General features: G+C 49.8%; 12 protein-coding genes and 1 rRNA gene. 10 read left to right on the top strand and 3 right to left on the bottom strand.

The features are described from left to right. The 4 genes from rrf to WCI03_14000 form a co-directional block, all read left to right on the top strand. Positions 1 to 92: ribosomal RNA gene (rrf, locus tag WCI03_14015) — 5S ribosomal RNA — on the top strand; the annotation flags it as partial. 16 nt (positions 93 to 108) lie between these two features. Then, positions 109 to 846 (top strand): peptide-methionine (S)-S-oxide reductase MsrA, encoded by a 738-nt coding sequence (msrA, locus tag WCI03_14010; protein MEI8140967.1) that lies wholly within the window; start codon positions 109 to 111, stop codon positions 844 to 846. A 131-nt stretch (positions 847 to 977) separates the two neighbouring features. After that, a complete protein-coding gene (locus tag WCI03_14005) occupies positions 978 to 1,349 on the top strand; it encodes a metallopeptidase family protein (protein ID MEI8140966.1) in 372 nt (123 codons plus the stop codon). Between the two features lie 363 nt (positions 1,350 to 1,712). Then, complete coding sequence (locus WCI03_14000) at positions 1,713 to 2,324, top strand: type II secretion system protein (GenBank protein ID MEI8140965.1); 612 nt, start codon at positions 1,713 to 1,715, stop codon at positions 2,322 to 2,324. 232 nt (positions 2,325 to 2,556) lie between these two features. Here WCI03_14000 and WCI03_13995 read toward each other — a convergent pair whose 3' ends face one another. Together WCI03_13995 and WCI03_13990 are read right to left on the bottom strand one after the other, a co-directional pair. Beyond that, complete coding sequence (locus WCI03_13995) at positions 2,557 to 2,742, bottom strand: hypothetical protein (protein ID MEI8140964.1); 186 nt, start codon at positions 2,740 to 2,742, stop codon at positions 2,557 to 2,559. Next, positions 2,739 to 3,152 (bottom strand): hypothetical protein, encoded by a 414-nt coding sequence (locus WCI03_13990; GenBank protein MEI8140963.1) that lies wholly within the window; start codon positions 3,150 to 3,152, stop codon positions 2,739 to 2,741. The genes WCI03_13995 and WCI03_13990 overlap by 4 nt, the downstream gene beginning before the upstream one ends. A 407-nt stretch (positions 3,153 to 3,559) precedes the next feature. Here WCI03_13990 and WCI03_13985 point away from each other — a divergent pair, with 407 nt between their 5' ends. From WCI03_13985 to pyrE, 5 genes are read left to right on the top strand one after another with little or no spacing between them, the layout of a single operon-like run. Next, positions 3,560 to 3,853 (top strand): nucleotidyltransferase domain-containing protein, encoded by a 294-nt coding sequence (locus WCI03_13985; GenBank protein ID MEI8140962.1) that lies wholly within the window; start codon positions 3,560 to 3,562, stop codon positions 3,851 to 3,853. Further along, entirely contained in the window at positions 3,850 to 4,290 is a 441-nt protein-coding gene (locus WCI03_13980; GenBank protein MEI8140961.1) for a nucleotidyltransferase substrate binding protein, read from the top strand. Before WCI03_13985 ends, WCI03_13980 begins: the two co-directional genes overlap by 4 nt. Positions 4,291 to 4,326: 36 nt before the next feature. Beyond that, the gene (gene priA, locus WCI03_13975; GenBank protein MEI8140960.1) at positions 4,327 to 6,630 is read left to right on the top strand and encodes a primosomal protein N'; all 2,304 of its coding nucleotides are present in this window, start codon (positions 4,327 to 4,329) and stop codon (positions 6,628 to 6,630) included. Positions 6,631 to 6,676: 46 nt separating this feature from the next. Continuing rightward, complete coding sequence (gene metG / locus WCI03_13970; GenBank protein MEI8140959.1) at positions 6,677 to 8,626, top strand: methionine--tRNA ligase; 1,950 nt, start codon at positions 6,677 to 6,679, stop codon at positions 8,624 to 8,626. A 13-nt stretch (positions 8,627 to 8,639) separates the two neighbouring features. After that, positions 8,640 to 9,215 (top strand): orotate phosphoribosyltransferase, encoded by a 576-nt coding sequence (gene pyrE / locus WCI03_13965; GenBank protein MEI8140958.1) that lies wholly within the window; start codon positions 8,640 to 8,642, stop codon positions 9,213 to 9,215. 119 nt (positions 9,216 to 9,334) lie between these two features. Here pyrE and ilvC read toward each other — a convergent pair whose 3' ends face one another. After that, entirely contained in the window at positions 9,335 to 10,435 is a 1,101-nt protein-coding gene (gene ilvC, locus WCI03_13960) for a ketol-acid reductoisomerase (protein MEI8140957.1), read from the bottom strand. Positions 10,436 to 10,569: 134 nt separating this feature from the next. Between ilvC and serC the strand changes: the two genes are divergently transcribed. Then, positions 10,570 to 11,646 carry a 3-phosphoserine/phosphohydroxythreonine transaminase gene (gene serC, locus WCI03_13955; GenBank protein ID MEI8140956.1) on the top strand — a complete coding sequence of 359 codons (1,077 nt, stop codon included), beginning with the start codon at positions 10,570 to 10,572 and terminating at the stop codon, positions 11,644 to 11,646. Positions 11,647 to 11,795 lie beyond the last annotated feature (149 nt).

Raw genomic sequence — 11,795 nt, 5'->3', positions numbered from 1 at the left:
AACACCCGTTCCCATACCGAACACGGAAGTGAAGGGTCTCAGCGGCGATGGTACTAGAGCTTTGGCTTTGGGAGAGTAGCACGTTGCCGGATTTTTTTTCGAGGGCTTGTGAGTAACATCACAAGCCCTTTTTTATTGCACCAACACAGTTTCAGAGCTATAGATCAAATAAAGGCGTTGAATTTTCTTCTGGAGGGCGAACCTCGTGTGAGCCGCGTGAAAAGAAAGAACTTAATGAGTAGAATTTTTTATACTGCTATTTTCATCTCTTCTCTGTCGCTTACGTGCTTTTCCGCCCCTGTCCTCTCTAATCAAAATGACCCACTTATGAATACTAACTCTGCAATAGCAATGTTCGGCTCCGGCTGCTTCTGGTGCTCTGAAGCCGTTTTTCAACGCATCCCCGGTGTGACTTCAGTTAAATCCGGATATTCCGGTGGGAAAACCAAAAACCCGACTTACAAGCAGGTTTGCACAGGTGATACCGGTCATGCAGAAGTTATTCAAATTTCATATGACCCTCAAAAAGTCTCGTATGAAAATTTATTGGATACTTTCTGGCTGAGCCATGATCCCACGACTTTGAACCGACAAGGAGCTGATATTGGGACCCAGTATCGCTCTGTGATTTTTTATTATGATGATATTCAAAAAAACGCAGCAGAAAAATCAAGGCTGTCGCTTGATAAGTCAGGAAAACTCAAGGCCCCCGTGGTCACTCAGATCGTCCCAGCCGCCGAATTTTATCCCGCCGAGGACTATCATGCGGATTATTATAATAAAAATAAGTCCGCTCCTTACTGCCGTTTTGTCATTGCCCCGAAACTCGAGAAATTAAAAAAGTAATTTTATTTTGGAGTGCGGCGGCTTGACGCCGCTTTGTTCCGGCGCGGCTTGACGCGCCGATTATATCGCAGCCCCTCAAGCTGGGCCGAGTAAAAGCGGTCTCAAGCTCAGCACTCCCGTATTTTAGTTCTATGAATCCTCCTCCATGGTCATTATTACGCCAAGTTGCTACCGAGGAAACTGCCCGACTCATTAGCAGGCTCCCTTCTCAAATCAGGGCGAATATTCAGAAAATTCCAATAATTTTTGAAAAATTTCCAAACTCCGCACTAGTTGCCGATGGGGTAGAGGCGGATGTAATGGGCTTATTTGTCGGAGATGACTACCCTCATGAGTCGTGTGACCCAATGCCAACGGAAATTTATTTATTTCTTAATAATATTTGGGATGAAGCTCATTCCGAAATGTCTGTTTTTCGCGCGGAGGTCCGGAATACTCTTTTGCATGAATGGGGGCATTATTTGGGACTTGATGAAGAAGAATTGAATGATCGGGAACTGTAGAATATATCCAGGGCAGACGCATCTAAATTTCTATTATTCCGGCCTTTCTGGCTCAAATATTCAGGAGGAAAGGCCTTTTTTGGAGTGCGGCGGCTTGACGCCGCTTTGATTTCGGCGCGGCTTGACGCGCCGTGCTCTCGGCCTGTCAAGCCAGGCCTTATGAAAGCGGCGTCAAGCCGCCGCACTCCAAATTGGCGTTGCCAAATAGAGTCAAAATGGCCAGAAATCTGGGATTTAGATGCGTCTGACCTGAGAAATTTTTACGCATCTATTGACGCCATTATAGAGATGGTATAGGCTTTACAAATATCAGTTGCAGGTATCTGGCTGACTAATGGTAATTAATCAAAAAGGAGTTCGATTATGTGTAAGCTGTTCCGAAAAGTTAAAGGGTTTACGTTGATTGAGTTGTTGGTGGTTATTGCCATTATCGGCATCTTGGCCGGATTGCTTACCCCTGCGCTGTCGAGTGCCCGTGAAAAAGGGCGACGAGCTGTTTGTGCCAATAACGAGAAACAAATCGTTTTGTTCCTCAAAATGTATGCAGGTGATAATGCAGAAAAGTACCCTTCTACGAGTCTGACTAATTTGTTCGGATCATATGTCAAGGCGGGTGATTTGGGGATTTTTGTTTGTCCGTCTTCGAAGGCCACGAAAATATCGACCTTTGCCGGATTTGGCGCTGGTAACAGTGCCTATGCTTATGGTGGTGCGAAACAGGACGAATCGTCCGCCTCGGGATCACCTATTGTGTGGGATAAAGTGAGCTCGGATCCTACTGCGGCGCTAGCCATTCCTTCCGATACTGTTTGGGGTGGAAATCATCAGAATGAAGGTGGGAACGTTGGATTCATTGGAGGGCAAGTTCAATGGTTCACCAGGCAGGGTAGCGACACTAACTCGACAACTATTTCTTATTTGGCTAAGCAGGTGACGAATACTACTTTTTGGACTACAGACGCAAGCCTGTTTTGATCCACGCATCTGAGTGAATCTAGCTTTGAATTGATCTGGCCGGGGACATGAAAATGTCTCCGGCTTTTTCTTTGCCCGTTTGATGTTCTCCTCTTCAAATCTTTCCCCATGATTGCCAAAGTTGTAGTTGATGTTGCCGTTGACAAGCAGTTCGACTACCTGTTGCCCTGACTGCTCGACATCAAGCGTGGATCTCGCAAGGGAGGGGCGTGACGTGCCCCTCCCTCGTAAACTACTTTGTCTGTTTCTCCTTTTCATCCAGAATTGATTTCCAGAATATCCGGCCATTCGGATCCTGACGGATGGACTCAGCTTTCTCTTCCGGCATCCACGCGTTTCCCTCCCATGCAATGAATTCCCTCTTGAATGGCGGGGTCTTCTGTTCCAGTTTGTTTAAACGCAAGTTCTGCTTCGTCATACTTCCTCTCTTCTTTCATTGTTTTTTACTGTCTGTTCAAGAGCCACCAATCGGCGCTCAAAATCTTCCAACTCCCGAACCTTTAAGGCGTGGCCGAGAATGTCATTGCAAATCAACCGTCGCAGGCGGTCGTCTTCCGTATCCAGCAGTTCAGCAAGTTCCGCCATGGCCCGGGTGGCATGGGTTTTGACGGAATCCATGGTCTCGGAAAGAACTGTATCGCGTTGCCGTGCAAGTTCAGCGCGGAAAACGGGATCTTTCAACCAGCGATGCGCTGTCGAGCGGCCCACACCAGCAGCCCTGCAGGCCGCTTGGATGTCAGGATTAGTGACAAGCTCAACTAACAGTTGCTGCTGTCGCAAGGTCAACCCTGTGACAGTTTCAGTATCAAGATCGGGCGATTCATCCATCGTATTCTCTCCTTTTTCTGTTTTGTTTTCGTTTGCTGCCTCCATTATATGTGTGGAAATCAACGGCCTGGATGGAACTTGAAGCGTTCCTATATAAGGATCTATGGCCATAGGCACTAAGATAAGACAGTCCAACCCATCTTAATCTTAATCGTAATCTGCTGCCCCAGAGAGGCTTGTGATATATAATGTTTCTAATACATTGCCGCGCAACAACTTGAGTTTGATGTGCTGGCGGATGACATTCTGTATCCGTGTACCAGTTTGTGCCATTATGTGCCACGTATTCAGGCCGCCAGAAATCAACCACCCATTTTTTACGATTATTTTCGCGCTTTAACGAAAAATCAACGGATCAACAACCAACTTGTTTATGAAAGATGAGGGGTGTATCTTCCAGTTTAGTCATGCGACTTTTGGACATAGAAAAAAAGGCATTAGCCCATGCCCTCAACGGTGTGGAGGGCGTGGCTTATCTTTATGGCTCTCGAACCGATCCTTTAGGCAAGGGCGGGGATATTGATTTACTGGTCTTTTCCCATGTGGATTCTCCCTACCGGCTATCTCAAAAAATTTCCGTGCGCTTCCGCATGGAATGCGATGAGAAAATAGATGTGTTGGTTGTTAACCCGGAGCGCATTTCGGAAGAACAGAAGCCGTTTTTAGAGCTTATCAAGCGGGAGGCGTTGCTCATTCAATGAATACAGCGGAACAGATCGAGGTCACAAAACGGGACTTGGGTAAGGTAATGGACGCGATGGCGCTGGTTCAGGCATCCTTAAATAAACTCGCTCCTTATGAAGAGACGCGACATTACAGCGCAGATGAAAGTGAACCGTATGATGCTTTGAGTGACCGGTTCATTCGCTCGGTTGAGGTGAGTCTTAAATTTTTCAGAAGCTATGAGCGCCTTCAGTTCGCCGAGGAATCGGACACACTTCGTGACCGGCTTAACCGGATGGAGAAGCTGAAGGTAATTACCTCTGTTGAGCGCTGGTTCAATATGCGTGATGTGCGAAATCGGATTGTGCATGATTATTTGCCGAACGAAACCAAGCAGATGTATGATGATGTCATGGGAGATTTTGCCAAGGAACTATCCTTCCTGGTCGAAAAAATTCGACAAATAAAGTTTTGATTTGCTCGAATCTTTTTCCTTTGAACGTTTCACCCCATGATTGCCAAAGTTGTAGTTGATGTTGCCGTTGACAAGGAATTCGACTACCTGATCCCTGACTCTTTGACTGCTCAAGTCAAGCTTGGATCCAGAGTCAATCTCTCCTTTGGCCCCCGCAAGACCCAGGGTTACGTTGTTGGGTTTAGTCAATCTTCGGCACACCCTAAGCTCAAAGCCATTGAGTCGGTTGTGGGGGAGAAACCGTATATCGCAGAAAGCCTCCTTAAACTCGCCCGCTGGATGGCGGACTATTACTGTGCGCCTGTTGAATTGGCCGTGCAGGCGGTTCTGCCAGGGGCGGTACGGAATCAAGCCGCGAAGTTTAAAGAGCAGTTGTTTGTGGAGTTGGTGGCGGAGAAATTCGATCAACCCATCATTAACACCCTCACCCCAACCCTCTCCCCTGAAGGGAGAGGGAGTAGTGCGCATGAACTCCCTCTCCCTTCAGGGGAGAGGGCGGGGGTGAGGGTCTCTTCCCCCAAATTAGTCCGCTTAAAATCCCCCAAACAAGCTGCTGTTCTTGATTTCCTTCAGACCCGTGGCGGAATGTTCCTTCATGACCTCATCAAGCTTTCCGATTCCGATGCGGCCACGGTGCGTGCTTTGGAAAAAAAAGGAGTGGTCCGCATCAATAAACAGGCGGCCTTGCGTGACCCCTTCGCCAATCACACGATCTTGCGTACCGAGCCCCTCGCCTTAATGCCCGGACAGGCCGTGGCGCTAGAGGTGGTCAAGCAGGCGATTGATAAGCCTTCCGTCATCCTCCTCCACGGCGTCACCGGGAGCGGTAAGACGGAAGTCTACCTGCAAGCCATTGATCATGCCTTGAATCAGGGAAAAGGGGCGATTGTGTTAGTCCCGGAAATCTCATTGACCCCCCAGACGATTGAGCGCTTCCGTAGCCGGTTTGGGGACACCATCGCGGTACTCCATAGTCACTTGTCCTCCGGAGAACGTCATGATGAATGGCATCGAATCCATTCGGGGGCGGCCCAGATCGTGGTAGGGGCTCGATCTGCTGTTTTTGCACCTATCGTTAATCTCGGGCTTATTGTGGTGGACGAGGAGCATGAGCACACTTATAAGCAGGAGGAGATGCCCCGTTATCATGCCCGCGATGTAGCGGTCATGCGGGGGCATTTTGAAAAATGTGCGGTACTGCTGGGTTCGGCCACCCCGGCGCTTGAATCCTTCGCCAACGCGAAAAATGGCAAGTATCAACTGGTTGAAATGATGAACCGGGTGGATCATCGCGCGATGCCTCACATGCGTATTGTGGATATGCGGCAAGAAGCGGAGCGCACAGGCCGGCTGTCCATTTTTTCTCGCGACCTTGTGGATGCGGTTCGTAAGCGTATTGACAAGGCTGAACAGGTGATTTTATTCCTAAATCGCCGCGGTTATGCTTCATCATTGGTGTGCCCCAAGTGCGGCCTGGTCGCTAAATGCAATGAATGTAGCATTGCCATGACCTATCATCGGCACGATGAGACGCTCAAATGCCATATATGCGGTGCGATTCAAGGGGTGCCTGATCGTTGCCCGGGATGTCAGGATCCGGCTATTAAATTTGCCGGAATTGGCACCCAAAGAGTGGAGGTGGCTGTCGGAAAGCTGTTTCCAAAAGCTCGAATTGCCCGCATGGATGCTGATGCGACTCGAGGGAAGGATTCACATCGACGAATCCTGAATGAATTCAAGACTGGTAAAATTGACATACTGGTTGGTACACAAATGATCGCCAAAGGGTTGGATTTTCCGAATGTGACACTGATAGGGGTGCTTAACGCTGATATGAGCCTTCATATGCCGGATTTCCGGGCTAGTGAACGTACTTTTCAGCTTTTAACGCAGGTGGCTGGGCGGGCTGGGCGTGGTGAGATTCCTGGGGAAGTGATTGTGCAGACCTCAACCCCATTTCACCAGGCGATTCAAGCGGCGCGGCGATTGGACTATGATGGCTTCTGTGACCAGGAGAATGAGTTCCGGCGCGAACTGGGTTATCCCCCTTTTGGGCATTTAGTTTGTGTGGGAATCAAGGGAATGGACCAGATTAAGGTGACGAAGGCGGCGGAACAGTTTGCCGCCCAGCTTCAACCATTGCTTTCCTCCAAGGTGATTGTGAGTGGGCCGGCTCCTGCCCCCCTTGAGAAAGCAAAGGGTCAATTCCGGCATCAGATCATGCTACGGGCTCCGACGACCAAGGCCATTACGGAATCGTTAAAGGTGGTCGCCCGTGAATTCCGCTGGCCCTCCGGCGTCTCCGTATACATCGACGTTGATGCTGTCTCGTTAATGTAGGGGAAATAGTTCTTGGTTGTCTGTTATTGGTATTGGATTTTGATGTGTGAGCAGTTATTTTAGCCGGACAGAGGTAATTGATATGCAGAATAATAAGTTTTATGTAACGACCCCGATTTACTATGTAAATGACAGGCCCCATATCGGGCATGCGTATACCACGATTCTGGCTGATGTTCTGGCCCGGTACCATCGGCTATTGGGTGTGCCCACCTTTTTCCTTACGGGCTCAGATGAACACGGGCAGAAGGTTCAGCAGGCGGCCGAGAAGGGCGGCGTGAGCCCTCAGCAACATGCCGACACCACGGTCGTAAGATTTCAGGAATTGTGGAAAAAACTCGAAATTACAAATGATGACTTCATTCGTACTACCGAGGCCCGCCATAAAGATGTCGTGCAGAAAATCTTCCAGGATTTGTACGAGCGAGATGAAATATACCGGTCGGAATATGACGGCTGGTATTGCGTCCCTTGTGAGCGATTCTTCATGGAGAAGGATTTGGACAATGGCGCCTGTCCTGATTGTAAGCGGCCCGTGGAGCGAATCCGCGAGTCCAATTATTTCCTAAGAATGAGCAAATATCAGGAGTGGCTCATTCAGTATATTCAAGAGCATCCCAAATTCATTCAACCTGATTTCCGGCGGAATGAAACCCTCGGGTTTCTTCGTAAAAAGCTTACCGATCTCTGTGTTTCCAGGCCAAAGAGTCGCCTGAGTTGGGGCATTGAGCTGCCTTTTGATAAGGATTTTGTTGCCTATGTCTGGTGCGATGCCCTGACGAATTATATCAGTGCCGTGGGATATCTGTCTGATGATGAGAAATTCAAAAAGTGGTGGCCTGCTTCCTATCACCTGATCGGCAAAGACATTTTGACGACCCACACGGTCTATTGGCCCATCATGCTTAAGGCCATGGGGGTTGAGCTTCCAGAAACCGTTTTCGCCCATGGCTGGTGGCTGATGGGGGACGCCAAGATGAGCAAAACGACCGGGAATGTCGTCGACCCGATGCAATTTGTGGATCAATACGGAGTGGATGCTTTCCGCTATTTTTTGATGGCGGAAATGGTGCTGGGCCAGGATGCCAGCTTCACTGAGGATGCCTTTATCCGTCGCTATAATGCGGATCTAGCCAATGACCTTGGTAATATGCTTAGTCGGCTGATCAAGATGATCAGCACCTACACCGGGGGTGTATTACCCGCGCCGGATGTCACTGGTGAGGATGAACTCACGCTCCGTTCCGCCGCTCTTGAGGCCGCCGGCACCATGGAAACGATGATTACCAATATGCGTATCGACATGGGGCTGACAGCTGTTGCCAATGTGGTGCGTGCGGCCAATCGTTATCTTGAAAAGAAACAGCCATGGACGTTGGCGAAGCAGGAGGATAAACGGCCTTTGCACACGGTGCTTTACACCGCTGCGGAAACTTTGCGTATTGTGAGCGGTTTGCTGTATCCGGTTATGCCTGGCAAGATGAGCGAATTGCGGATGACGCTGGGAATTCAGGAGACTGTTCCGGATATCCGATCGCTTAAAGACTGGGGCCTGTTAAAGCCCGGAACCCGCTTGGGAGAGATGCAGTCTCTCTTCCCTCGAATTATGCCTGTCGTGGCACAGGCGGCCCCTGTGGCTCCTCCTGCAGTTGCTGTTGCCCCTACTGGCGTGGCGTTGGTGGAGTATGTGGATTTTCAGAAGATACAGTTGCGAACAGCTAAAATCCTGGTGGCAGAAAAAGTCGCGGGTGCTGATAAGTTACTGAAGCTTCAAATTGAGTTGGGCGGAGAAAATCGGCAACTGGTGGCTGGAATTGCGCAGCATTACGAACCCGAAGTTCTGATCGGGAAAACCGTGGTGGTGGTGGCAAACCTCAAGCCCGCGACCATTCGCGGCGTGGAATCGAATGGGATGTTGTTGGCCGCCAGTGTGGGGAAAAACTTAAAGCTGATCACGGTTGATGGTGAGTTTCCGTCAGGTGCCGTGGTGAAATGAGAAGGAATAAGTTATGACAGACAATGAAGTATTAAACGTCTTTCTTGAAACCAAAGCCCTTTTGAAGGGGCATTTTGAGCTCCGGTCGGGTTTACATAGCGATCAGTTCTTTCAATGCGCCAAGGTGCTTCAGCAGCCCCGTATTGCGGCTCGTTTGTGTGAGGCCCTGGTCATGAAGGTGCGGCTTGAAAATCCGGGACTGCATGTGGACGGCGTGATTGCGCCGGCCATGGGGGGGCTATTTGTTGGACATGAAGTAGCCAAGACGCTGGGAGTAGTCTCGATTTTTGCGGAGAAGCATGAGGGCGCCCTGGTGTTGCGGCGCGGGTTCGAGATTCCAAAAAATGCTTCATTTGTGGTGGCTGAAGATGTCATTACCCGGGGCGGGCGTGTGCAGGAGACCATTGATATCGTCGAAGGTCGCGGTGGTAAAGTGGTCGCAGTTGCGGTGCTGGTGGATCGGAGCGGGGGTAAAGCGAGGTTTGTGCCACCCCTGACCAGTTTACTGCAGATGGAGCCCGTTACCTTTGAGCCTGCGAAATGCCCTTTGTGTGCACAGAAGATTCCGCTCGAACATCCTGGATCTTAAGCAACGGAGGGAATTCACTATTCAGAACATTGGCCACGAGCGACCGGGTAGTTGCATTCGGATAGACAATAAAAAAGGGCAGGACAATAAAGTCCTGCCCTTTTGATTGCCGGGGGAGGTTAGTTCGACAACCGACCGCCGACACCCTTCACATTCTTATCGATCGCCTTGGCTGTCAATTTCGGACGCAATGCGCGCACGGCGGCACCCGCCTGCCACATTTCCGATTCATGGATCTCAGCCAACTTCTTGGCAAGATACTTCTGGTAGTCTTTACCGCCGCAGTCACGAAGGACTTCACGTGTTTCCTGCCCGACTTTGACCGATTGGTAAAGTTTCTTGAAAACAGGAAGATTAGCTTTGTGGAAGATGGGGCGCCATTTCAGCGCGCCATGCTGGGCTGTAACAGAGCAGTTCTGATACATCCAGTCCATGCCATTTTCATCAACGAGCCGGATGAGGCTTTGGGTCAATTCCTCAACGGTTTCATTGAAGGCCTCGCTGGGGGAATGATCGTTGGCACGCAAGACGTCATACTGAGCTTGCATCATGCCCGCCAAAGCGCCCATCAATACGCCGCGTTCGCCGGTCAGATCACTGCACACTTCCTTTTTGAAGGTTGTGGGGAACAGATAGCCGGAGCCAATGCCAATACCTAGCGCGATGCAGCGCTCGGTGGCGCGCCCGGTGGCGTCCTGCTCAACAGCGAAGCTGGAATTGATGCCAGCACCGGACAGGAAATTGCGGCGGACATTCAGGCCGGATCCCTTGGGCGCAACCATGATGACATCCACATCTTTGGGCGGGATGACCTTCGTTTGATCCTTGTACACGATTGAAAACCCGTGCGAGAAGTAGAGGGCATCACCGGGCTTCAGATTGGCTTTGATGGTCGGCCATACCTGCCGCTGGGCGGCGTCGGAGACCAACAACTGAATGATGGTGGCGCGTTTAACTGCGGTGGGAATATCAAACAATGTTTTCCCAGGCACCCATCCATCCTTACAGGCGCGATCCCAATCCTTTTTGAATTCAGGAGCCTGGCCGATGATGACCTTGAATCCATTGTCCTTAAGGTTCAATGCCTGAGCGGGTCCCTGAACACCATAGCCGATGATGGCGATGGTTTCTTTTGCCAGAACTTTGCGCGCCTTGGCGACGGAAAATTCCTTGCGGGTGACGATGTTTTCTTTCTCTTTTCCGAACGTAATTAATGCCATAATATATTTACTCCTTTTGAAAAGCCAACAAGTGTAGGAGTTTTTAAAGCCACGTCAATCGTAAATACGCAGTTGAAGATTTTGGCGTACCGACTACAATGCGGGCTCAACTTTATCAAGAAAGAGGCAACTATATGGCACGTGTATTCAATTTTGGAGCTGGTCCTGCCGTTCTTCCTGTCGAAGTCCTTGAAGAGGCACAAAGGGAGTTGCTGGATTTTAAGGGATCAGGAATGTCCATTTTGGAGCATAGTCACCGCGGCAAAGAATACGATGCCGTGCATCAGGAAGCGATTGCGAACGTCAGCAAATTGCTTAAGTTGTCTGATGACTACTCAGTCTTGTTTATTCAGGGTGGTGCCAGTATGCAATTTGCCATGGTGCCTATGAATCTGTTGGGGGCGGGGCAATCGGCCGATTATGTCAACTCCGGCACCTGGGCTGATAAGGCTGTTAAAGAAGCCAAATTAATAGGTACGGTCAATGTCATCGCCAATACCGGCAAGGATATTCCCACCCGTGTGCCTAAAAACGAGGATCTGAAATTTACCAAGGGTGCTGCGTATGTGCATATTACCTCCAACGAGACTATTTCCGGAGCTCAGTGGAAGTTGTTCCCTAAGACCGAATCGCCGCTGGTGGCGGATATGTCCTCGGATATTCTATCCCGTCCTTTTGACATCAACCAGTTCGGTTTAATATATGCCGGTGCCCAGAAAAATCTTGGTCCGTCAGGGCTGGCTTTGGTGGTGATGCGGAAAGACCTGGCCGAGCGTGCCCCGGCCAACACACCCACGATGCTCAAATACAAAACGCATATCGAAGAGAACTCCCTTTACAATACCCCGCCGACGTTCGGAATCTACGTCCTGTCGCTGGTAACTCGTTGGATTCTCAAAATGGGGCAAGAGAATCTCTATAAGCAGAATGTTGATAAAGCGGCTAAAATTTACAATGCCCTCGACAGCAGTTCATTTTATAAGGCGACGGCTGTTAAGGAATTCCGGTCCGATATGAATATCACGTTCCGCTTACCCTCGGAAGCCCTTGAGGAAACCTTCATCAAGGAGGCTTCAAAGCAGGGAATGAAGGGATTGAAGGGGCATCGGATGGTGGGTGGTGTTCGCGCTTCCATTTATAATGCCTTCCCCGTTGCCGGCGTGGATGCGCTGGTTGCCTTCATGAAGGAATTTGAGCGTAAGAATGGTTAATGGTTATTCGTTAATAGTTATTGGTTCTTTATGGCCAAAGTTTTGGGGCTTGTCCAAATAACCAATAACTGATAACTAACAACGACTTTACGCACCTGTAGCTCAATTGGATAGAGCGTCAGCCTCCGAAGCTGAAGGTTGCTGGTTCG

This window comes from bacterium (genome assembly GCA_037143175.1).
In the GTDB taxonomy this organism is placed as follows: domain Bacteria; phylum Verrucomicrobiota; class Kiritimatiellia; order CAIKKV01; family CAITUY01; genus JAABPW01.
This window is presented reverse-complemented; position numbering and strand designations above follow the sequence as displayed.